Annotated in this window: 11 protein-coding genes; 10 read left to right on the top strand and 1 reads right to left on the bottom strand. The window is 45.1% G+C overall.

Features of this window, described 5'->3' with window-relative positions; translation table 11 throughout:
- The first annotated feature begins 8 nt into the window (after positions 1-8).
- From MKY14_RS17350 to MKY14_RS17335, 4 genes are all read left to right on the top strand, one after another.
- Complete coding sequence (locus MKY14_RS17350; RefSeq protein ID WP_340976972.1) at positions 9-2,066, top strand: iron ABC transporter permease; 2,058 nt, start codon at positions 9-11, stop codon at positions 2,064-2,066.
- 545 nt (positions 2,067-2,611) lie between these two features.
- Positions 2,612-4,684: a peptidoglycan D,D-transpeptidase FtsI family protein gene (locus MKY14_RS17345; protein ID WP_340976970.1), complete on the top strand. Its 2,073-nt coding sequence runs from the start codon at positions 2,612-2,614 to the stop codon at positions 4,682-4,684.
- Positions 4,685-4,863: 179 nt separating this feature from the next.
- Positions 4,864-7,533, top strand: a complete 2,670-nt coding sequence (locus MKY14_RS17340) for a copper amine oxidase N-terminal domain-containing protein (RefSeq protein WP_076310238.1) — start codon at positions 4,864-4,866, stop codon at positions 7,531-7,533.
- A gap of 198 nt (positions 7,534-7,731) precedes the next feature.
- On the top strand, positions 7,732-9,978 hold the full coding sequence (locus tag MKY14_RS17335) for an AraC family transcriptional regulator (protein WP_076130455.1): 2,247 nt from the start codon (positions 7,732-7,734) through the stop codon (positions 9,976-9,978).
- Positions 9,979-10,042: 64 nt separating this feature from the next.
- Here the strand turns inward: MKY14_RS17335 and MKY14_RS17330 are convergent, their stop codons facing one another.
- Positions 10,043-10,927: a carbohydrate ABC transporter permease gene (locus MKY14_RS17330; protein ID WP_076130456.1), complete on the bottom strand. Its 885-nt coding sequence runs from the start codon at positions 10,925-10,927 to the stop codon at positions 10,043-10,045.
- Between the two features lie 383 nt (positions 10,928-11,310).
- On the opposite strand from MKY14_RS17330, the gene MKY14_RS17325 reads away from it, so the two are divergent.
- The 6 genes from MKY14_RS17325 (at position 11,311) to MKY14_RS17300 (ending at position 25,559) form a co-directional block, all read left to right on the top strand.
- Positions 11,311-12,168: an ABC transporter permease gene (locus MKY14_RS17325; RefSeq protein WP_370511181.1), complete on the top strand. Its 858-nt coding sequence runs from the start codon at positions 11,311-11,313 to the stop codon at positions 12,166-12,168.
- An 88-nt stretch (positions 12,169-12,256) separates the two neighbouring features.
- The gene (locus tag MKY14_RS17320) at positions 12,257-13,813 is read left to right on the top strand and encodes an extracellular solute-binding protein (protein ID WP_076130457.1); all 1,557 of its coding nucleotides are present in this window, start codon (positions 12,257-12,259) and stop codon (positions 13,811-13,813) included.
- Between the two features lie 94 nt (positions 13,814-13,907).
- Entirely contained in the window at positions 13,908-15,065 is a 1,158-nt protein-coding gene (locus MKY14_RS17315; RefSeq protein WP_340033661.1) for a glycoside hydrolase family 88/105 protein, read from the top strand.
- 5 nt (positions 15,066-15,070) lie between these two features.
- On the top strand, positions 15,071-16,441 hold the full coding sequence (locus tag MKY14_RS17310; protein WP_340976966.1) for a glycoside hydrolase family 28 protein: 1,371 nt from the start codon (positions 15,071-15,073) through the stop codon (positions 16,439-16,441).
- 74 nt (positions 16,442-16,515) lie between these two features.
- A complete protein-coding gene (locus tag MKY14_RS17305; RefSeq protein ID WP_076184803.1) occupies positions 16,516-18,102 on the top strand; it encodes a glycoside hydrolase family 43 protein in 1,587 nt (528 codons plus the stop codon).
- 80 nt (positions 18,103-18,182) lie between these two features.
- Positions 18,183-25,559 (top strand): pectinesterase family protein, encoded by a 7,377-nt coding sequence (locus MKY14_RS17300; RefSeq protein ID WP_340976964.1) that lies wholly within the window; start codon positions 18,183-18,185, stop codon positions 25,557-25,559.
- Positions 25,560-25,666 lie beyond the last annotated feature (107 nt).

The raw sequence follows: 25,666 nt of genomic DNA, 5'->3' as shown, positions 1-25,666 counted from the left end.
GTGCGGTTATGAACGAAAAGAGTAGCAAAGAAGCCTCTATCGGCATGAACTGGCGGATCATTGGAATATTTGGGGGCGGCTTTGCCGTCCTCTTCATTCTGTTCGTTTTAAGTTTGGGCTTTGGGGAAGCCAAGATCCCTGCAGCTACTGTAATAGATGGCTTGCTGAATCGCCAAGATATAATTGAACATAATCTGCTCTGGGATATCCGCATGCCACGTACAGTTATTGGTCTGCTGGCCGGGGCTGCTCTGGCTGTGGCTGGGGCATTATTGCAAACTATAACGAAGAACCCGCTTGCTTCCTCAGATACACTTGGGATTAATGCCGGGGCATACTTTATGGTCGTGCTTGGTATGGTAGCTTTTCCTGCTTTGCAGCATGAGTTTCCATTTTTGTTGGCAGTTGCAGGGGGACTGCTTGCTGCTTTAGCCGCTTATTTATTGAGTGGAGGCAAGGCGGCCACACCTGTTCGGCTGGCTTTGTCAGGTATGATCGTCTCCATGGTGCTCGGAGCGTTTACATCGGCCATACATATTTTTAAAAGAACAGAAACACAAAATCTGTTTTTATGGGGTTCAGGTTCCCTAATCCAGTTGGATTGGGACGGTGTTATATATGCCTGGCCTTTTGTCGTAGTGCTGCTATTGGCAGCGATATTTGCCGGCAGACAATTTGATGCGCTGGAGCTCGATGAGTCAACGGCCCGTTCACTTGGACAGCGAGTAGGGTTAATTCGGGCGACGGGGCTTGGCCTATCGGTATTAATGGCTGCGGTTGTAGTCAGCGTGGTCGGCCCGATTGGCTTCGTCGGCTTAGTGGCTCCCCATCTTGTCCGGCTTAGTGGAATTCGCAAGCATCGCCTGCTCATTCCTGCAAGCGCGTTGTGGGGAGCCTTGCTCATCACGGCAGCGGATACGCTAGCGCGTGTAGTGCGAAGCAGTGTGGGAGAAATGCCTGTTGGTGCAGTTATGGCGATTATTGGAGCCCCGTGGCTCATTTGGCTGGTACTCACCAAGATGAAAAATATATCGGGCTCAGGCGCTGGCCAATCATCGATGAGTATCGGTGGGGCGGGACTGCGTCTGCGCTTTGTGCCGACGGCTATAGTTATGACTGTGCTGCTGATTGCTATTATCCTGGTAAGCTTATCATTTGGGGGAACAAAAATACCGATCAGCGAATTGCTAAGCAGTCTGTTCCATAGGGGGGATCAATCCTATTCCGTCCTGCTGAATTTACGGCTTCCCCGTACACTCGTAGCGGCTGCAGGAGGGATCGCACTTGCAATCAGTGGTGTATTGATTCAGAGTGCTGTTCGAAATCCACTGGCAGATGCCTCTATTATTGGTGTGACCTCAGGGGCTGGCTTTGGTGCTTTGGCCGTAATGACCGTTTGGCCAGCATTGACGGTATTTGCAGTTCCGCTTGCCGCAATCGTGGGTGGGGCACTGGCTGCAGCTTTTGTCTTTTTTATGGCCTGGCGCAGGTCCTTGAATCCATCGGTTCTGATCTTGCTTGGAATCGCAGTCTCTGCTATTGCCTCTGCGGGAATCCAGGTCATGATCGTCAAAGGAAGTTTATGGAGCAGTAGCTCCTTAATTTGGTTAACGGGTTCGACTTATGGACGAAGCTGGAATCAATTTTACATCCTATTTGTATTCCTGCTTGTACTTGTTCCGATTGCATACTATTTGGGCCGAAAATGCGATTTGTTGGCATTTGGTGACGAGAGTTCAACAGGATTGGGCTTGCCGGTTCGAGGAACGCGGCTTTGGGCTATGATTATCGGCGTTTTGCTTGCCGCGGGAGCCGTTGCAAGTGTGGGAACAATTGGCTTTCTCGGACTCATGGCGCCGCATGCGGTGCGTATGATGATTGGTCATCATACGAGACGCTCGATTGTTTTGTCAGGATTACTTGGCGGCTTGATGCTCGTTATTGCCGATACGCTCGGAAGAACCATAATGGCGCCGAAAGAAATCCCTTCAGGCCTTATTATTATGCTGATTGGGGCTCCGTATTTCTTGTTTTTAATGTACCGGTCACAGGTTAGAAAAGTGTAGATTTTGTTATAAGAAAAAATCAGGGGGTGCCCCATCAGCCGTAAAATGGCTGCTGGGCACCCCCTGATTAATTAGAGCTTGCTCCATCAAGAACGCCTCAAACATCGTTTCATCTGTTTAAAATTCCCCTTCCTTACGCTACAGCTATCGGACACAGATGACCTTAAACGCAGCTTTATTTCGCATTTGAAGTGACAACGGACCGCATAGTCGCTATTGGCATGAAAAGCACCCGATTTGCCCTTCTTCCTATGAAATAACGTCATTGGAGTCCGAAACCAAGCTCCAAAGGCTAAAAATGCGCATATAACGTCATCTGAGTCCGTAGGCCTCAACGAATGATGACAATTTATTGGTGCAGGCCACCAACGCCCATAAACAAAAAGCAGCGATTCTCCCATACCGGGGAAAGCTGCTTTTTTAATTGGATATTATCGATTTGTGAACAATTATTTAACTATTATTCTTAATTTTGTATATTTCCATTTGCTAGTTTATACTTTAATCTTATGCTGTAGAATTTTGGAAATAAGGAGTGGGATTATGTGAGGCTCTTCGACAGAAAAGGTGTACAAGACGACAGCAAAACTATTAACAACTCTGGCGAATTAAGAATCAACATTTTTTTCTTTAGCACTTTTATTATTTTTTGTGTGATTATCCTACGCCTTGCGGTCTTGCAATTTGTCGAAGGACCTACGTTATCTGAAGCTGAGGCTAATCGGGATACGAAAATAGTGGCATTATCGGCATTGAGAGGGAATATCCTCGCTGCTGATGGTGAGAAATTGGCATACTCAACGCCCGTTCAATCTTTGTACCTTACTTTGGATAAGGAATATACCGCAACAAAAACAGATAAAACTACGAAAAAAGTTACCTTAACTGCTGAGGCAAATAATAAATCAAAGGCGCTCGCCAGCAAGTTAGCAGAAGCCTTCGAAACTTATGGTGATCCTAATGAGAAAAAACTAACCACAGAAGAGATCCTTGAGTCTATGGATTTATATTCAAAAAAACTCTCTGGTTATGTAGCGCGAAGAATTAAATCAGGTTTAACTAAGAAAGAAATCGCTTATTTTTTAGAACACAAAAACGAATATCCAAACCTTGAAGTGATAGAGGAAAGCAGCAGGCATTATGATACCGATACGGTGGCTGTACAAGCTGTTGGCTACGTGAAATTTTTTAAATCCTCTACTAGCTTAGATCTTTATAAGGATGTACTTCAGGCGATGAAAAATAATCAGAACCCTGGACTTAACTATAAAGAGGATGAGCTAGTAGGCTTTGATGGCTTGGAGCTGCAATACCAGAAGGAGCTTCGGGGACAGAATGGTTATAAGGAAGTTTCCGTAGATCCGCAGAATATGGCGGAAAAAATTGTCAGTATTGAACCCCCGGTCAAAGGAAGCACTATCTGGACTACCCTTAATAAAAAAATTCAGCTGAAGACCGAAGAAGCCATTAAAGATCAGATTCAGTGGTTGCATTCACACACCGTTCAGGGAGAAACACATCCTGATGCTTTAACAGGTTACGCTGTAGCCATGGAAGTGGATACAGGTAATGTTATTGCTATGGCAAGTATGCCTGACTATGATACCAACAGCTGGGCTACGGGTTCGATCTCTCCAGAGGTGTATAAAAAAATTGAAAAGCATTACCAAAATGGAACGATAACTCCATACTCATCAGGAAGATCAGGGCATAATTTTGAATCCACCGTGCTGCTCGGTTCGACCATAAAACCATTGAGTGTGTTAATTGGCTTAAAAGAGGGCTTTATAAGTACTTCTTCTACTTATCAAGATAAAGGGATCACCTCATTTGGTAGAGAAGGACATGAGACTAATGTAAGGAACTCATCCAATCATGTATACGGCTCTTTGTATCCTTATACAGCCATTGAAAAATCTTCAAACGTATATATGGTTGATATGATCGGGAAAAAATTGTATGACAAATACAAGTCTAAGGGCATTGGGGTATGGGACACATATATGAAAGAATTCGGTCTAGGTGTGCCAACAGGGATAGGTTTACCAAGGGAATACTTGGGTGATCTGAATTATAAAGCTGAAGCTAAAGCGGGTTCAGTTCAGTCGGCACTTGTTTATGCTTCTTTTGGGCAGCAGGGACGTTATACCGTTCTTCAGTTGGCGCAATATGCGGCTACACTAGCCAATGAAGGGCAACGAATCAAACCACAGCTAGTAAGCAAGATCACGGACTCCAAAGGTAAAGTTATCAAAGAATTCAAACGGGAAGTGCTTGATGAAGTGACTACTTTCGATAAATCCTATTGGCGGGAAATAAAGAAAGGGATGAACAGTGACGTTAAAGGTGCCTTCGGTGATTTCCCCTATGATTTTGCACGTAAAACAGGGACTTCACAACAGACGGATAGTAAAAACATAAACCGTGATAACGGAGTATTTATAGCTTTTGCACCACGTGAAAATCCAAAGCTTGCTGTAGCTGTAGTTATTCCTGAAGGCGGATTTGGATCTAGCAGTGCAGCACCTGTAGCGAGAAAGATTTTTGATGCTTATGATTGGGAGTACGGATTGGATGGAATTCCGAAGAAAAATGTGGATAAAAGTATCAGCGAATAACACAAAGGAGAGAGCGCACACTGCGCTTTCTTTTTCTTTTTACAGAGTGGTTTGTGGCGGATCGAAGGAACGGGTTCCAGATTAAAATATTGTAACCATAAAGCGTGAAACTTTTATCCTAGTGTGAGCGTCAAAAGGTTAGGAAAAAAATGTATTCGTCATTCCAGGAGGGTGAATCTGTGAAGAAGTTATGGATTTCTATTTTAGTGGGCTTATTAGTTTTGCCGATGATGTTTCAATCTTCAGTGAAAGCTGCTACTGCGCCCATCAGTATTTTTATTGACGGGGTTCGATTGTCCACAGATCAAGCACCGGTGATGGTAAATGGACGGACGATGGTACCCCTACGGGCAATCTTTGAAGCCTTTAATGCCACCATCAAGTGGAATCAGAAAACACAAACTGTAACTGCAACTAAAGATGATACAACGATTATGTTAAAGATTGGCTCAAAGACAGCCACGATTAACAATAAAGCTGTAACTCTAGATGTGCCGGGACAGAATTTGAAAGGAAGAACGATGGTTCCTACACGGTTTGTAAGTGAGTCATTGGGTCATGATGTGGGTTGGAATCCGAGCACCAAAGTAGTGACCATAACGACTTCCGGCGGTAAAACTGGAACTGTAAATCCGGCATCGAATGTGCAGTTAAAGGATGTAAGTGATAACGGTGACGGCCGTGATCTCCAGGTCAGCTTCACCCAATCTTCTAATGAAGCTCTTGTGGATCATTACCGGGTAATGATTGTAAAGGCTTGGAGCACTTTTAATATCTCATCTGCACAAAAGGTTACATCCGCCAATTATTCTACTGTTTTAGCTACAGGCACTAATCCTACGATTAGAATGACCGCAAATTCAAGGGATGTGGATGGTGACCTCATTAAAGGTAATCAAACCTATGTAGCTTATGTTTTCGCAGTGGGCAAAGGCAATAATACCAGCGCTCTCTCGTATAGTTCTTCGACTATATCGCTTAATACTAATACTGTAGTCGTTGCTCCAAGTAATGTACAAGTAAGTGATGTGAGCGATTATAGTGATGGCCGCGATTTAGCCGTAAGTTTTAATAAGGTATCGGATGAATCCAAGGTGAGTTCTTACCGGATATTTGTAGTCAAAGCTACTAATTATTCTTCTTTTAATTTGGCGGCAGCAAATGCTGTTAGCAGTTCAAATTACACACAGGTCAACAAAACAGGCTCCAATATCACTCAGATCCTATCGTCAGGAGCGAGGGATGTGGATGGAGCCCTCATTAAGACGGGAGTTGGTTACCGTGTGTTTGTTATGGGTGTAGATAGTGGCAGTAATACAGCCAATAATTTATTGTCTGCTGCTTCATCTGCGATTACGCTGTCCTCGGTCAATGTCTCTAATTTAAGTGTAAGCGACGTTAGTGACTTTGGAGATGGCCGGGATTTAAAAGTATCCTTTAACCACGCTACAGATGAAACGTATATTAGCCAGTACCGAATTCTAGTTGTGCCTACAGCTTATTCCAACAACTTTAGTTTATCTGAGGCGAATAATGTCTCCAGCTCTTACTACACAACAGTGAGCACAACAGGATCTAGCACCAGTCAAGTGTTAGCCTCGTCAGCAAGAGACGTGCGTGGTAATTTGATTAAGAATGGAACACCTTACAGAGTGTATGTGTTAACGATTGGAAGCGGGAAGAATTTGGGCACCAACATTCTCTCAACGGATTCAACATTAATTACGTTGGCTGTCGACTACAATGTGAGTGCTGTCTACAATTTGGATGTGAGCGACGTAAATGACTATGATGATGGCCGGGATTTAAGAGTATCCTTTGACCACGCTACGAATGAAACGTATATTAGCCAGTATCGCATCCTGGTTGTACCTACTTCCTATTACAGCAGCTTCAGTTTATCTGACGCCAATAATGTGTACAGTTCCAACTACACAGCAGTGAGCACAACAGGATCCAGCACCAATCAAGTGTTAACCTCGTCATCAAGGGACGTGCGCGGTAACCTGATAAAGAGTGGAATCAATTACAGAGTATATGTTTTAACCGTCGGAAGCGGGAATTACTCGGGCAGCAATGTTCTTTCTTCTGGTTCACCTTTAATTACGTTGAATGTAGATTACAAATTGGCTCCTATTTCGAGCTTGGATGTAAGGGACGTTAATGATTACGAAGACGGCCGGGATTTAAAAGTATCCTTTAACCATGCCACAGATGAAACGTACATTAGCCAGTATCGAATCCTGATTGTACCTACTTCCTATTACAGCAGCTTTAGTTTAACCCAGGCAAATGCGGTTTCTAGCTCCAATTACACAGCGGTAGGCACTTCAGGAAATAACACCAGTCAAGTCTTGGATTCTTCAGCCAGAGACGTAAACGGAAATTTAATAAAGAGTGGAATCAGTTACAGAGTGTATGTGTTAACGATTGGCAGCGGCAAGTACTCAGGCACTAATGTGTTGTCCTCAGAGTCGAATGCCATAACTTTATCCACTAAGCTGCCGGTAACCTCTGTCACCAATGTAACGTACAGTGTGGATGAGGGTAAAATACTAGTAAGTTTCAACCGTTCCTCTAACGAGTCTAACATTTCGGAATATCGAATTCTGGTGGTTCCGTCTAAACAAGGTTTTGGTTCAGCGGAAGCAATTGAGGTGAAATCCTCGTATTATACGTCGATAACGCCTAACGGAACGAATCCTACAATTGTAGCCTCGAGAAGAGATGTTAATGGTGCATTAATTGTTAAAGGTGTTAAATATAAAGTATATGTTCTTGCGGTAGCCAATAATAATGGCGTGCAGAGTGGCGGTCTTTCGGATTCAACGGAAGAGATTGAAATATAAGGATAGTGAATAAAGGCATTATAATATAAGGCAAAAAACCTTCATTGAGCACTGGGCTTGATGAAGCGCTTTTTGCCTTGTTTTTTTGTTTTCTATTTTTTATAAAAATAGGGTTGCGATTATACACATTTAAAACATTTGGTTTAACCTATTGGAAGCGCTATAATTGAAAATAATTACATGCTTAAGGAGTCTATCATGAAAAGAGGCAGGATATTCTACAAGATTTTTGTTCCTATTCTGGTGCTGGGAATTGGCCTGGTTATTAGCTTCGGTGGCTATATTTATCTGACGACGATTAATTCGGTAAATGAAAGAGTAGCGGATGATAAACAGAGTTTAATTACTCAAATTAAAAACACCCTGGAACAGAAAATTCAGACCATTGAATACGCTTTTAATACTTACAGTACCACCAGTTCCTTCAGGGAGGTCGTGCAAAATCCGATCACCGAGCAGGATTTTGAAAAGTATCGCGAGATTAATTCCCAGCTTAACTACATTGCCAGCATGGGGATGGATTTTGTTAATTATTCTCTAATCAGTTTGGAGCAGAAATGGCAGATTTCCAATGGTAAGCTTTCACATTTAACGGAAGAAGAGAGCAGGACACTTTATGAGAGCTATATTAATAACCGTAGCCGGGGGTTGTTTTGGGTTAAGACGGATAAGGGTATCCGCTTTGTAAATACCCTGCCGGTATTCTCACAGACCAAACAGGCGATTGCCTTATCTGATATATCCCTTCAGACCTTGCAGAGCACCCTTCAGACCGAAGGAAACACACCGGTGTTTATTCTTAACCGGGAGGGTGAGCTTTTATATGAGTCGGAAACTGGAAAGTCCCTGCTGACTAATAATCAACTTAGCCATATCACTAATGTTGCCGGAGGCGGGGGGCAATTGGGGACGATTGCCATGGAGCGGGCTGATCACCAATCGATAAAAGCTATTTATGCTAAATCTTCTTATAATAATTGGATTTACGTAACTATTTTGGATAAATCAGAAATTTCTGATGCACTAAAGACAACCCGATTCGGGATTGTGATGATGGTACTGCTTATTACGTTGTTGATTGCGGTAGTCGCTTATGTGATCTCTTTGTATTTCACCAAGCCATTCCGGCAGATTCAGCGCCGATTATTGCCTGCCAATGCGGAGCTAGAGCCTAAGAATGAGGTAGACTGGATTATTAATTCGATTGATACCATCTTATCGGAGAAAGAAAGCCTAGAGGGTCTGATTGAGTCTGAGATGCCTAAGTTGGAAACTCAGTTTATTCTAAATCTGTTTCGTAGCCGGATATCCCAAGAAGAGCTTAATCTGGGTTTGCCTCGTTTCGGTTATGAGCTGTCACAGAATTCGGTGTACGCAACGCTGCTAATACAGCTGGATAACTATGGGGAACGGCAGGCTAGTGATAAGGATCTTCTGCTTGTAGCGGTTAACAAACTGGTGGAAGAGCTGATTCCGCAGGAGAGGCGGATGATTCCTATCTTATTAAATGACCGTACACAAGCGACTATCCTGATCTTTGAGGGAGCGAATGAACAGGAGAACCGGAGAATAGCACTGGACTATGCCAAGACAATTATTCGAACAGCTAGAGAAATCCTGAAACTATCCATTAGCGTTGGAATCAGCAATTTTTATGATAATTTATTGTTTAGTAGGGAAGCTTGCGAGATGAGTAAGCAGGCGCTGCATCATCGTTTAAATCTGGGCAAAGAGTCTATCATCTTCTATGAGGATATATCGAAGGTGATCTCGGGTCCAGTTCTACTGCATTATCCGTCTGAGTTTGAGTCCCAGTTATTTGACGCGATTCGGATTGGAGATGAAGAACAAGTCTCCTGTTCTCTGTATCCATTACTCGGGGAAATGATGAAGCACAGTAAGAACCCTTTGAATTTCGAAGTCACATTAATACGTTTCGTCAACAATCTGATTCAGCTGGAGCAGCTGCTGGGTGTAGAGGTTCTGCTGACAGAGGACAATTCTACGTTGTATCACCGATTGTTAGACATCCGTAATCCGGAAGAGATCGAACGCATTTTGGTCAAAGAAGTTATCCATCCGATGGTGACCAGCGTTAAGGAGAAGACAGACCGTCAGTTCCGCCTCTTATCCGATAAAATTGCGGTGATTGTCCGCTCGGAATTTGATCAGGACTTAACGCTAGAATTAATTGGTGATCGCCTCCATTACAGTCCGAACTATTTAAGCAGTATTTTCAAAAAAGAGTACGGGATGACGTTTAGCGAGTATCTAATGAACTATCGTCTGGAAATGGCTAAGAAGTGGCTGGTGGAAACGGATATGACCATTAAAGAGATTGCTGAAAGGCTGCAGTACCATAATCCGCAGAACTTTATTCGATCCTTCCGTAAAAAAGAACATGTAACACCAGGTGCATACCGAACCCAGAAACAGGAGAAGTAAGGCGCTGAACACAAACAGCCAGCCCCGGGAGACCGGGGCTGGCTGTTTGTGCAGCTGCAATGTTTTAGCCTTTTACAGAACCCAGCAGGGCTCCTTTGGTGAAGTGTTTTTGTACGAAAGGATAGGCGAGCAGCATTGGAACGGTTGCGACTACGATAACCGCCATTTTGATGGTTTGAGCAGGTGGGATAATATCAACAGAAGCATTATCTCCCTGCATCCCGCTGGCGACGATAACAATTTGGCGCAGCAGGACTTGAATAGGCCACTTAGTGGAGTCTGTCATATATAAAATTGCACTCATATAAGTGTTCCAGTAAGCTACCCCGTAGAACAAGGAGAGGGTCGCGATAGATGGCATCGCCAGCGGAAGCATGATTTTGAAAAATACACCAAAATCATTAGAGCCGTCAATCTTGGCTGATTCCTCTAGCCCTTCCGGCAGCGCCTGGAAGAAGTTACGCATAATGATCAGGTTAAAAGCATTGATCGCAACAGGCATGATCATGGACCAGTAGGAATCGATTAATCCGAAATATTTAACTACCAGGAAAGTAGGGATCATTCCCCCGCTGAAGAGCATGGAGAACACGATTACGAAATTGATGAAATCTCTTCCGTATAGATATTTTCTAGATAATCCATAAGCCATTAAAGAGGTAAGAACCATACTGACAACTGTACCCACTAAGGTTACACCGATGGATACGCCAAGCCCTTTAAAAATAGTAGGCGTTGACAGTATATAACGGTAAGCATCCAAAGAGAATGTCGTCGGGAACAGGATGAAGCTTTTTTCTACTACCTCCTGTGTTGAAGCAAAGGAACTGGCAAACACATTGACAAAGGGTAAAAGACAGGCTAGGGCAATGAGTGTAAGCAGTGTGGTATTTACAATAGTAAACAGCCGGCTACCCATATTTTCTTTTTTAAAAGATGATTGCGACATGCAGATATCCTCCTTGTAATCGTTTCATTGAAACTTTAACAGGGGTCTGTTATTCCGTATATAATCATTAGCTTGGGCTTTGTTTTGGGAGGAAAAAGCGTGATAAGGCATAGATGATCTTTATGTATTGTAGTAATCACTATAAGATGCACGGGCCTGGAAAACCTTATAGCTGTAGGGTTCTTGGAGTATCAGTATCTGATGATTATATACGTAATGGACGAATGATCGTAATCTGGGAATCGTAAAGAAACGCGATCAAGGAGGCCGATCAGGTGAAAGAGGCAAACGTCACCATGCTGAACACGAAAGTTAATCCAGTAAGAAAAAAGCGAACGGGGCCTAGCTGGCTGAGTTTAAAAAGAAACAAGTTATTGTATCTGATGATACTCCCGGGATTTTTGTATTTTGTTATTTTTAAGTACCTGCCTATGGGCGGTCTTATCATTGCATTTCAGGACTATCAGCCGTTTCTGGGTATAGCGGATAGCCCGTGGGTAGGGTTTAAGCATTTCGTCCGATTGTTTACAGAACCTACCTTCTTTATGCTATTGAGTAATACACTTATCCTGTTTGCATTAAACATTGTTATTTTCTTCCCACTACCTATTATAGTGGCGCTGATGCTTAACGAAGTTCAGCACAAGTTATTTAAGAGCACCATTCAAACGATTATTTATATCCCCCATTTCATGTCATGGGTTATCATCGTCTCCATTTCCTATGTATTTATGAATGTGGATGGAGGGGTGCTGAATGAGATGTTGGCGGCCCTTGGGATGCAGAAGATCAGCTTTTTGACTTCTCCTGAGTGGTTGCGTACCGTGTATATCGGACAGATCATTTGGAAAGAAATTGGTTGGTCAACCATTATTTATTTGGCAGCCATTACCGTAGTGGATACGCAGTTATATGAAGCAGCTGAGATGGATGGAGCGGCAAGATTGCGCAAAACATGGCATATCACCCTGCCGGCAATTCGCCCAATCATTATTACCTTGCTTATTCTGAAGATTGGCCACACGCTGGATCTGGGCTTTGAGCATATGTACTTGCTGATCAATTCCTTGAACCGCGAAGTTGGAGAAATTTTCGATACCTATATCTATACAGCTGGTTTAAAGAACGGACAATTGAGTTTCAGTACCACAGTAGGTCTGTTCAAGGGTGTGGTTGGCTTGATTCTCGTTATGCTGTCGAACAAGTTAGCCAAAAAAATCGGCGAAGATGGTGTTTACTAGGCTTCACAGTATGCTGAATTCTTACCTCTGCCTTAAGGGCAGAGGTGGAAGATACAACACAAATACATTAGTAAAAGGGGTAATGTTGATGAATCGCAATTACAAAAAAATTGCAGCCTTAATGTTGTGTAGCGGGTTAGTACTCACTGCATGCGGAGGAGGCAATAACGCGAAGGAGTCAAATTCTTCAAATGAGGGAACGAATTCAACGGCTAAAACAACTGCTGCACCTGCAGATGTGCTAGATGCTAAAGCAAAGATTAGCTGGCTGAACATTTTACAAACGTCTACAACACCAACGGGTCCTATTCTGGACAAAATTGAAGAATTGACGAATACAGAGATTGAATTCTCATGGATTCCGGATCCTTCCAAAGAAGAACGTATTAATACTTCATTAGCATCGAATTCCCTAGCAGACATCGTTACCCTGACTATTCTTGATAACTCTTCTGTACGTAATGCACTGAAGGCCGGCATGTTCTGGGAAGTAAGTCCTTATCTTGATGAGTTCCCGAATTTGGCTAAAATTTCACAGGATACACGTACATCGGCATCGATTGCAGGTAAGCTGTACGGGGTTCCTTTCCAGAAGTCCTTGGCTAGAAACGGCGTTGTTCTCCGTAAAGATTGGCTGGATAAGCTTGGACTGCAGGTTCCAAAAACAACAGATGAGTTGATGGAAGTTGCGAAAGCGTTTACCGAAAAAGACCCTGATGGTAATGGCAAAAAGGATACCACAGGCTTCATGGACCGCAGCGATCTTGTATATGGAGCATTTAAGACATTGGGCTCATACTTTGGAACACCGAACTATTGGAGTGTAGATGATGCGGGTAAAATGACACCGGAGTTCGATACAGAGGCTTATGTCAAGACCATGGATTATATGAAGACTCTTTATGATGGTGGTTATATCAATCAGGATTTCGCTGTGACGGCTAAAACAGATCAGCAGCAGAATTTTGCGCAAGGAAAGGCTGGAATTTATGTGGGTGCCTTGTTTGACAGCAAGAACCTGCTGAATCTGTCTAAAGGCATACAGGATGGTATGGATTTGGTTATGGTTAACGATATCACTTCCACCGGTAATGAAGCGGATCGCGCCATCTGGGCTGGTAATAACGGAATTGGGGGACTGTTGTCTTTCCCGAAATCCGAAGTCAAGGATGAAAATGAGTTAAGACGGATCTTGAAATTTGTTAATGATCTTATGAATGAAGATGTCTATGGCTTGATGACTTATGGTATTAAGGATGTCCACTATACAATCGATGGAGAACAGGCGGTTACGATTAAGGATACAGATCTCTGGAAGCAAGAAGTTCAGCCATTTTCGGCATCTCGTCCATTAGAGAATGGATTCATTATCCATGATGCTGATCCACTCAAAGTTGAAGCTGATAAGCTGATCGTTGAGAATGCTAAATATGCTGTACTGAATCCTGCTTACTCTCTGGAATCTGAGACCTATTCTACTCAAGGATCTGAGTTGCAGAAGATTATGACAGATGCCACTTATAAATATATCCTAGGCAAAATTGATTTGGACGGATTTAAAGCTGAGGTTGAAAAGTGGAAGAAATCCGGCGGCAGCAAAATCATTACTGAATATGAAGCTGCTTATAAAGCTGTAAATCCTTAAGAAGTACTACAGACTATATTCTAAGAAAATAATAGAGGGGTCCTAAATGGGGAGGCTGCGTTTAGGACCATATCTATTCAAACAGGAGGAAAAAATGAAAGACAACAATGCACTTAGGAGTATGGGCTGGGGTGTTCGAATGGCAGATTCGATTATGGAGCGAACGCCAAGATTATATGAGGATAACGGATATCATGGAAAATGGTCTTATGATTATGGAGTCATCTTGAAGGGTTTTGAGCTGCTGTGGAGACAGACCGGGCAGGTTAAATATTATCAATTCATCAAAGATAATATGGATTATTTTATTGAGGAAGACGGCTCTGTGAAGGGATATCGCCTGAGCGAACATAATATTGATCACTTAAATAACGGGAAGATCCTGTTTGTGCTCCATAAAGAAACTGGGTTAGCGAAATATAAAATGGCTGCAGATTTATTAAGAAAGCAGATAACAACGCATCCTCGAACCTCAGAAGGTGCGTTTTGGCATAAGAATGTATATCCTTATCAGATTTGGCTGGATGGCTTGTATATGGGCTCTCCTTTCTATCTGGAGTATTTACTTGAGTATGAAGGCGGCAAGGGTCTGGACGATGTGACCCGGCAATTTATTCTGTGCGAGCGTCATACCAAGGATGCTGAGACGGGTCTCCTGTTTCACGCATGGGATGAAAAGCGGGTACAGCCGTGGTGCGATCCTGAAACGGGGTTGTCTCCGAACTTTTGGGGGCGTTCGCTGGGCTGGTATGTGATGGCGCTAGTGGATGTACTCGGCATGCTCCCTAAGGAACACGCGGATTATGAGATTTTGGCACGTATACTGACAGATACGCTGACAGCGCTTCGTCAGGTTCAGGATGCGGATGCTGGAGTATGGTATCAGGTTGTAAACATGGGCGGCCGTAAAGGCAATTATTTGGAGGCTTCCGCCTCTAGCATGATCACCTATGCAATGGCTAAGGGCATTCGGATTGGTGTACTCGATGATAGTTGGTTCGAGACACTTGACCGTGCTTATCAAGGTCTTATTGCTGAATTTGTGCTGGAAACCAAAAAAGGCTGGGTTAACCTGAATAAAAACTGCCAGGTCGCTGGACTCGGTGGTGAGGACCGGAGAGATGGTACTTACGCCTATTATATCAGTGAACCGATCGTAACCAATGATCAGAAGGGGCTTGGCGCATTCCTCCTGGCTTGTGGAGAATATGAATATTTGCAGCATCCCGCCGTGACGAAAGGAAGCGAGTGAAGCACATGTCTATCTACAATATAAATGACTACGGAGCACATCCTAATAGTGCAGAGCCTTCAACGGAAGCGATAGCCAGTGCCATTTATGCGGCAAGCGAGGCAGGGGGAGGAACAGTTTATGTTCCTTCCGGGCACTATCAGACGGGTGCTATCTTCATGAAAAGCAATATTGAGCTACAGCTTAGCCCTGGAGCTGAGCTTAGCTTCAGCTCTGATCCTAACGATTATCCGGTGGTGGATTCCCGTTGGGAGGGTGTGAAGCAGAACGTCCATGCTTCATGTATTTTTGGAATAAATCTAGAGAATGTATCGGTTACAGGTGCAGGCAAGCTGGATGGAAGGGGCGCACCTTGGTGGGATAAACATCGGAATTCTCCTGATTCACTGCTGTATCCCCGCCCGAAGCTTATCAGCTTCGACAACTGCCGTAGAGTCACGCTCAGAGATCTGACACTCGTGAACTCCCCAAGCTGGACTGTGAATCCTATCTGTTGCCATGATGTTACGATTGATAATCTGTCGATCTATAATCCGGCGGATTCGCCTAATACAGACGGTATTGACCCAGAATCCTGTGTGAATGTCCGCATCAGCAACTGCAATATCGATGTGGGTGATGACTGCATCGCCATTAAAGCAGGGACGGAGGATACGAAGGAGCGGGTTGCCTGCGAGAATATCACGATAACTAACTGCACGATGATTCATGGTCATGGCGGTGTGGTGCTGGGAAGCGAAATGAGCGGAGATATCCGTAATATCGTGATCAGCAATTGCGTGTTCAAGCAGACGGACCGCGGCATTCGATTGAAGTCCAGACGCGGGCGCGGAGGTGTTGTCGAAGATATTCGTGTCAGCAATATCGTGATGGAGGACGTGATCTGTCCGTTTATTCTTAATCTTTATTATTTCTGCGGACCACGTGGTAAGGACAAATATGTATGGGATAAGAATCCTTATCCGGTGACGGAGGAGACCCCCTGCTTCCGACGGATTCATTTTGCTAATATTACTGCTCGGAATGTTCACGCGGCTGCAGGTTTTCTTTACGGCCTTGCGGAGCAATACATTTCAGAAATTACCTTTTCCGATATTGATATTTCCATGGCAGAGAATGCAATCCCTGGTCGTCCAGCCATGATGTCAGGAATCCAGGATATGAACAACCGTGGGTTCTATCTGGGCAACGTAAGAGATATTCGCTTCCGCCAAGTGACGATCGAGAATCATGAAGGACCGGCTTTTTATATTGAAAATGGAGAAACGGTAGATATCACCGGCTGCCAATCGAGAAACACCCGTAAAGTGGAAGAATTAGTGCAGCAGGTAACCGTTATCCCGTCACAGGAAGATCTAAGTGAGCAGACAGACTGATAATTGACAGGATAGACCGCGGATTTGCTTAGGGTGAAGGGTGCGGATGTATGGAAATAGGAAGGAGTATGAAGATGATTACAGATAATATTCAGACTGGAGTTATTCACAATCCCATATTAAAAGGCTTCAATCCTGACCCTTGTATTGTAAGAGCGGGGGAGATGTACTATATTGCTGTTTCTTCTTTTGAATGGCTGCCCGGTGTGAGGGTGTATCAATCAGCGGACTTAGCAGACTGGGAGCATTGCACAGATATTCTGACTCATCAGGTGGATCTGCGGGGAAATCCGAAAAATTGCAGTATCTGGGCTCCACAGCTTAGTTATTATGACGGTTTGTTTTATCTGATTTATACCGATGTTAAGAGCACCAAACGGCCTTTTAAAGACTGTCATAACTATCTGATCACTGCGGAGGGTATTGAGGGACCTTGGTCTGAACCGGTATACCTAAACAGCAGCGGGTTCGATCCATCTCTGTATCATGATGAGGATGGGCGCAAATGGCTGCTGAATGAGCTGTGGGATTACCGGATTACGGAAGGCAACAAGTCCTGCGGGATTGTAATTCAGGAGTACGATCCAGAGCAGTGCCAATTAATAGGTGAACCTGTGAAAATCTTTGATTGCACACCGCTGAAGAAGACGGAAGCGCCGCATATTTACAAGCGGGGAGGTTATTACTACTTAATTACAGCGGAAGGCGGTACTGGATCAGGGCATGCGGTAACCGTAGCGCGCTCCAAGGCGCTGCTTGGTCCGTATGAGGTGGATCCGCTCAATCCGATGTTGACCTCTCGGGATAATCCCGAGCTGCCGCTTCAATGTGCCGGCCATGGAAGTCTGGTAGAGACGCCAGAAGGTGAATGGTATATGGCCCATTTATGTACGCGACCCCTGGAAGGCGAATACGCCATACTGGGGAGAGAGACTGCCGTTCAGCAGGTGCACTGGAATGAGGAGGGCTGGTTAAGACTAACCTCAGGCGGAAATACACCACAGCTCAAGGTACCAGCACCTAAAGGAACACAGTTCCTGAACCAAGTGCGGACGCTTGAATTTGAGGATGATTTTAACGGTCCGGAATTGAAAAAGAACTGGAATACACTGCGGATTCCTAGGAATGAAAGCTGGTGTTCCCTTGCTGAAAGACCGGGCTGGTTAAGAATCAGGGCCGGGGAGTCCGTGCAGAGTCTGTTTGAGCATCATATTCTGGCTATTCGCCAGACGGATATAAGCTTCCGCGCTGAAACAGCGCTTGAATATGAACCGAATACTTATCTGCAGATGGCAGGACTACTGTTATACCTGAATGAGGATAACTATCTTTATGCGTATATCAGCCAGGAAGAAGGACGTGGCAAGGTGCTGCGGTTAATGCGCTGTCAGCGCGATGAATTCACTGCGGAGCCTGTAATGATTGAACTAAATGCAGGGGAGACAGTGCGGATCGCGGTTGAGGTGCAGGAAGTGACTGGGCAATTTGTTTATCTTAAGGGTGACGATACGGAGTGGAAGCCACTTGGCGATCCGCAGAATATCAGCTTTTTGTCGGGAGGCTTCACTGGGAACTTTGTTGGCATTGCGGCGCATGATATGCAGCAGTTCGGTGGCAGCAGTGCTGATTTCGCATATTTCCGTTATCAGGGCAAGGAATAATACACACGGCTTTACTAAGGAAGGGGTTGCTCTGAGGACAGGGCCCCCTTCTTATTCCAATAGATATTAGGAGGTCTTGTATGAAGAGAAAATGGTTATCCGGGGCGCTGGTTGCGAGTCTTCTTGCAACATGTATGCCATTTGGTGGTGTCGAGGCCGCTTCTTTGGAAGCGCTTCCTGCTTTTCCGGGCGCGGAAGGCGGCGGCAAATATGTAACCGGCGGAAGAGCTCAACCTGTGTATGAAGTAACGACGTTGGCTGATTATGGTATCAAGGAAACTCCGATCCCCGGCTCCTTCCGCGATGCTGTAAGCCAAAGTAATCGGACCATTGTTTTTCGAGTGGGGGGAACCATCCATCTGAAGGAATCCCTCAAGATTACCGGCTCAAATCTGACGATTGCCGGGCAAACGGCTCCAGGTGACGGAATTACAATTGCCGACTACACAACCTCTGTTGAAGCTGACAATATTATTATGCGCTATATGCGTTTCCGGTTAGGCGACCGGGTAGCTAGTGAAGATGATGCTTTTGGATCAAGGTACCATAAGGATCTCATTATCGATCATAGCTCATTCAGCTGGTCGGTGGATGAAGTGGTCAGTCTGTATGATAACGAGAATACTACTGTGCAATGGTCGATATCCGCTGAAAGTATGCTGATGACGACACACCAAAAGGGACGTCACGGCTACGGAGGAATCTGGGGTGGCAAAAATGCCAGTTTCCTTCACAATCTGATTGCTCATAGCACCAGCCGCAACCCCCGTTTGCCGACGGTGACCAAATTGGTGGACCTGACGGAAATGTCTAATAACGTTATCTATAACTGGGGATTCGCTTCTACCTATGGGGGTGGAGCGGAAGATTATCGATATAATATCACTAACAATTATTATAAAAATGGTCCAAACACCTACACCAGTGTAAAAAATCAATTGTTTGGGGAAGTATCTCCAGAAACCCGGTTGTTTATAGATGGGAACATCATGGATGGTAATCCGAAGGTTACTGAAGACAACTGGAAGGGTGTGCAAAAGTATTCGGATATCTCTAAGCTTACGGAGCCGGCAAAGATGCCTAACCCCTATGCGGCAGTGTCGGCGGAGGAAGCCTACGTAAATGTAATGGCTGATGCCGGTGCCACTTTGCCAAGGCGTGATGCTTACGATGCGCGGGTCATTAATGATGTGAAGAATCGCACTGGACAGCATATTAATTCACCTATTGAAATAGGCGGTTACCCAGACTATACAGAGACAGCTTCCAATGTAATCGACATGGATCATGACGGTATGGATGACAGCTGGGAGATTGCTAATGGACTAGACCCTACCGATTCTGAGGATGGTAAGAAGACGACGTTATCTGCGGAGGGCTATACGAATCTAGAAGTGTATCTGAATGATCTGATTGTTTTGGGAAAAGCAGGGAATGAGCATACAGACAATCCTGTAACCGCTATCAATTATCCTGTGAATAACCAAATCATAGAGTCAGGCAACAATGTGAAGGTTACAGCCTCTGCCAGTGATAGTGATGGTATTGCTAAGGTGGAATTTATCGTTAATGGTGTGAAGCAAGCCGAAGCTACCACAGCACCTTATAGTTTCGATTGGAACAATGTGCAGGATGGTACCTATTATCTCGTTGTTCAGGCTATAGACAATAAGGGTCTCAAGACACAATCTGATAACGTGGCTATTCATGTCAACACGTCTGGATCCGTTCTTCCTTGGACTTCGGTGGATATTGGCCATCCAGGGATAGCGGGAGTGACTACACTTCATCCGGATAGCGGGAAGATTACGCTCAAATCGGCTGGGCTTATCGGAGCAACATCAGAGAGCGAAACGGCTGTTGATAATTTTCAGTTTGCTTATCAAACCCTGACAGGCAATGGTGAAATTATTGCTAGAATCGACTCCGTAACGGGAACTGACGATTATGCCAAAGCAGGTGTCATGATTCGTGATAATCTCAATGAGAACTCTAAAATGACAATGCTGGCAATCCCTTATGTCAAATATGGCAAGAAGGGAGTTATGATTACCCGCTCCACCACAGGAGCCAAGGTGGTAAAAACAGAACCGGACAGCTTCATCAATACACCTTATTGGGTGAAACTGGTTCGTCTTGGTAATGAAGTGACAGGTCTGGTATCGCCGGATAAAGTAACATGGAGCAAGGTAGGCACGGTGAAGCTTGACCTGAATGATACGGTTTATTTTGGTCTTGCAGCCGATGCCGCTAAGGTAGATAACGAGGTTAATCGTTATAATGCATCTGTCTTCAGTGAGGTGGAGCTGAAACCGCTTAGTGATCAGTTTCCTACTGCGCCCCGTGGTCTTACAGCGACAGCAGGTGAGGAAAAAGTGAAGCTGAACTGGGAGGATGTTGGTTCTGCCAAGTCGTATAGTGTTAAACGTAGTGAGGTTTCAGGCGGTCCATACAAGACGATCAATACTGAAATTAAAGATAGCCTGTATACTGATTCCGGACTCAGCTCCGGAAAAACTTATTACTACGTGGTCAGTGCAGTGAATGAGCTTGGTGAAAGCTTTGATTCCGATGAGGCCAGCGCTACGGCTGAAGGTGAAGCAGGTAATGTGTATTATGTGGATGAAGACTTCGAGCAGGTTGCTGTGGGTGTGACACCAGAGTATTATGATGTGACTCCAAATCCACAGACTGAAATTCAAAAGGTTATTGTATCTCCCACACCGTCTGACAGTAAGGGGAATACGTCAGATCAAGTGTTGAATGTGTTCGATGGTGCGAACGGCAGCGTGCAGTTTATCCGCAAATTCGCGCCAATTACGGGTGCACTCGTTATTGACACTGACTTTATGTTTGCGACAGAATCGGGAACCTCGGTGTTCCTGCAGGCCCAGAGTACAGATGGAAGCAAAACGGCATTCTCCATTGAGAGCAGAAAGCCAACGCTTCCTGAAGCTACAGGTAAATATACGCTAACCATGAGCAGGGGGAGCAGCCAGTATCATCAACTGATGAACTCTTATTCCCTAAAACAATGGTATAACCTGAAGCTAAAGGTGGATGTGAACAACGATAAAGTGGATGTATATATCGATGATCAGCCTGCGGGCTCTTTTCCGTTCACAACTACGAATTTCGCCAGCTATGGCATTGGGCGTATTTTGTCTAAGACTCCAGGCGGCGGCTCAGGAAATTATTACTTAGATAATTTAAAGATCTATGTTGAGCCGATTGAAACACCGCTTGGACTGACTGGACTTCCAGGAAACCAAGCAGCCCAGCTATCCTGGCCTGCTCTTGAAGGGGCAACTTCCTACAATATTAAGAGAAGTCTTAAGAGCGGGGGGCCTTATGAGACTATTGCCAACGCTATTACAGAGACATCATATATTGATACTGAAGTTACCAACGAAACTACCTATTATTATGTTATCTCGGCGATGGCGCCGACTGGTGAATCGGGAAATTCCAATGAAATTAGTATTACCCCATCCGCTTTGGCGGTGAAATTGCCTGCGCCAGAATCGTTCGCGGCTGTAAGCCGGAATACTCAGCTGGATCTCAGCTGGAATGCTGTGGAGAATGCAGCCAGCTACAGCATCAAGAAGTGGAATGAGACTTCAGGCAGCTATGAACTCGTGGCAAAAGAAATCGCCGGCACAACTTACCGCGTCGGAGGTCTGGCCAACGGGCAAACCTACCGTTACGTCGTATCTGCAACCAATGTGGCCGGAGAGGGAAAAGAATCAGCGCCTGTTGAAGCTACTCCGCAATCTCCTTTGGGAACGCCTGTCGTTTCCATTGAAGCTGGTGACAGTGTAATGAAACTCAGCTGGCCAGCGATTGAGGAAGCGAGCCAGTATATTGTCAAACGTGCCTCATCGGCGAATGGTCCTTATGAAGTGCTCGGGTCTGATTTATCAGACACAAGCTTTACTGATAGTGGGCTCGTAAACGGAACACCGTATTATTACAAAGTCAAAGCAATAAATGGTACCCGTAGTAGTCTAGATTCAGCTGTTGCCTCAGCGGTTCCATACCAGAATTCCGGCCAGCCGCAGACTCCACAAGGAGTTAGTGCTGAGCCTGGCAACACTGATATCCATCTGACTTGGAATGTAGCTGATGGAGCTAGCAGCTATCAAATTCTACGCTCGGAGAGCGGTGGCAGTTATGCGGTCGTAGCCGACGGCATCGAAGCAACCGATTATACCGATAAAGGCTTGAGCAACGGGACTGCCTATCAATATGCGGTAATCGCCATCGGTGATAAGGGTGCCAGTCTTCCATCCGAGGTGGTCAAGGGAATTCCAGCTCCTGTCATTATTGTTGCTCAGAATGGGACAGGAGATTATAAAACGATTAATGACGCTATTCAAGCAGTACCTGATAATAGTGCCCTAACCACGATTATTAAAGTGAAGAACGGCACGTATAAGGAGAAGGTGCTTGTACCTTCTAGTAAGATGAATATTAGTATCATCGGTGAGAGCCGGGAAGGTACCGTACTTATTAACGGTGACTCCGCGAAAACCATTGGCTCAGATGGTAAAGAAATGGGCACCAGCGGCAGCTATACATTAAAGGTTGCGGCAACTGATTTCACACTGGAGAACATGACGGTTGAGAACAGTGCTGGGCGGGATGCCGGTCAGGCAGTCGCTTTATATGCTGAAGGAGACCGGGGAGTGTACAGAAATGTTAAGCTTCTAGGATATCAGGATACCCTGTTCGCAGATAAGGGAAGAGCCTATTTCGTCGACAGCCATATTGAAGGTACAGTAGACTTTATCTTCGGTAATTCCGCTGCCGTATTCGAGAATAATGTGATTCAAAGTGCGGGTGCTGGCTATGTTACTGCGCCTTCCACGGCAACGGGTAAGCCTGGTTATGTGTTCATCAATAATCGACTAACTGCCAGTGAGGGCGTTGCTGCTGGAACCGTTGATTTGGGCCGGCCATGGAGAGAATACGGCAGCTCTACCTTCATTAATACGGAGATGGGAGCTCATATTCGTGCTACTGGCTGGCATGAATGGTATGAAGGTCGTTCCAAAACTGCACGGTTCTCTGAGTTTTTAGGTTACGGAGAGGGTGCTAATGCAGCTTCACGTTACAGCTGGTCCAAACAATTAACAGCAGAAGAGGCGGCTGCCTATACGATTGAAGCTGTGCTTGGTGGAAGTGATGGCTGGAATCCACAGCAATCCAAGATTTTAGTGGGACAAGAGCAGATACCTGCGGTACATGTCTCTTCAATTACTTTAGCGGGTAAAGATGGAATTAGCAGCATTGAGTCGAAGGGCAGTGCCTTGCAGCTGCAAGCCTCTGTGCTTCCAGAAAATGCGACGAATCCTAAAGTTATCTGGACGGTAACTGAAGCAGATGGGGTAACCTCAACGGATAAAGCGGTTATTGATGAGAAGGGCTTGCTTACAGCTAGAAAGAACGGTAGCGTTCAAGTAACGGCGCGAGCTCTAGATGGAAGTGGAGTATCCGGAAGCCTAGAGATTAAGATCAGCGGACAAGATGAGATTGCCCGTAATCTGCCCGCTGCAACGCTTAACGGACCCGTCAAAGTGGCGGCAGGACAGGATTTCACTTACCGTGTAGGGCTTACAAATGTTACTACCTCCGTCTACAAGGAAGTGTATGCTGTAGACTTTACCATGGCATATGACGTATCTGGTGTGGAATTCGTATCCGCTCAGACCTTGCCAGACGGATTCAGCATCACTCATATTAATGAGGACAGTCCAGGTCTAATAACAGTTAGTGTAGCTGGAACGGAGGCAGGAAATATCCTGACTCATGATGCGGAATTCTTAGAAATGATCTTCAAAGCGAAGAAGACAACCCGTGAAATCGCCGTGCCGCTTGGATTTATTTCTTTCCGAGGATCCAACACAGATGTTGAATTTGACATCCTGCATGAGGCACAGTCGGTTGTTCATGTCATTCCTATATCCGTCATGGAGATAAAAGTCTCCTCCAAAGATAATGTGAGCGAAATCAAGTCAGGGCAAACCCTGCAAATGGTAGCTGTAATCCTGCCGGACCATGCATCCGATCCAGCAGTGAGCTGGTCAGTGGTGAATGAGGATGGATCAGCTACTGAGCGAGCATCTATTACGGATACCGGCTTGCTCACTGCAATTGCAGCAGGCAAGGTAACCGTGAAAGCGGCAGCTAAAGATGGCTCTGGTGTTGTAGGCACGATGTCCATTGAGATTATGGCAGAATCGCAGGTTTCAGAATCGGGCGGTACTTCAACTTCAACGACATTCAAACCAGTGAAACAACCGGAACCAACTGTGAACGCAGATGGAGTTACTCTTTCCGTGACAGCGGATGTGAATGGTAAAGCTATTGCAGAGGTATCCTCAGCGATTCTGCAACAAGCAATTGGCTCAATGCAGAATGGAGTATTGAGAATCACAGTGAAGCCAGCCTCTGCCAGCTCGGTGATTGAACTGACCTTGCCAGCTCGTGAGTTGGCTGGAGCGGGAGCAAAAGCAATTCAACTTTTAGAAATAGACATGGGATTGTCTACGTTCCGAATAAATGCTGACCTGCTTCTTGCGATGGCAGGATCTGACGCCGCAAGCGTGAAGCTTGTAGTTGGCAAAGTTGACGCGAAGACACTGTCGCTTCAGACAGATGTCGGGGATATTTATGAGTTTAAGTTCTTTGTTGATGGCAAACAGTTTGACAGCTTTGGGCGTGGACTGAAGGTTGAACGGGATTACAAATCAAAGACAACTTCAGGTGTAGAACAAATAGTAGCCTACCAAATCCGTGAAGACGGGACTGTAGAGGTGGTTAGAAATTCCCGGTTTAATCCGACAACTGGCAAGATCATCTTCAGACCAGACAATTCCGGCAGATTCGCAGTAGGATATGCGGAAAATTCCTTTAAGGATATCGCTGGACTAGGCTGGGCACAAAATAGCATTCAAGCCCTTGCCGCCAGAGACATTCTGAATGGCACCGGAGATCATAACTTCGGGCCACAGCTGAATGTAACTCGGGCACAGTTCCTAAAGATGCTGATGCTTGCATTAGAGCTAGAGGAAGGTAATGCGGCAAGTACATTTAAGGATGTTTCGCTGGATGCTTGGTACTACAGCTCCGTTGCTGCTGCTCAGCAGCTAGGAATTATTCAGGGCAGATCTGATGGAACCTTCGGTGCTAATGAAACAATTAGCCGTGAGGAAATGGCGTTGATGGCTTATCGTGCAGCACAGCTCGCTAAGCTTACGGTCGTGGAAGTGGACCAGCCAGTGAATTTCAATGATGCCGCTGATGTTTCAGCCTACGCTCGTGAGGCTGTACAATTCATGAGCGGAGCAAAGATTATTCAAGGTGTGGGCAAAGATAACTTTGCACCTAAAGCCAATACAACTCGTGCTCAGGCAGCTGTTATTGTCTATCGATTGTTCCAGCTAAATCCTTAAATTTCAAGTTGACACCCTGTGTGATTTATCATATTATGATTGGAGTTGTTATAAGTAAATAAACCAAACTCTATCCAGTGGATGGAGTGGCGGAACTTTGTCAAAGA

The sequence above is a fragment of the Paenibacillus sp. FSL R5-0887 genome (genome assembly GCF_038002305.1).
Taxonomy (GTDB): domain Bacteria; phylum Bacillota; class Bacilli; order Paenibacillales; family Paenibacillaceae; genus Paenibacillus_AQ; species Paenibacillus_AQ odorifer.
This window is presented reverse-complemented; position numbering and strand designations above follow the sequence as displayed.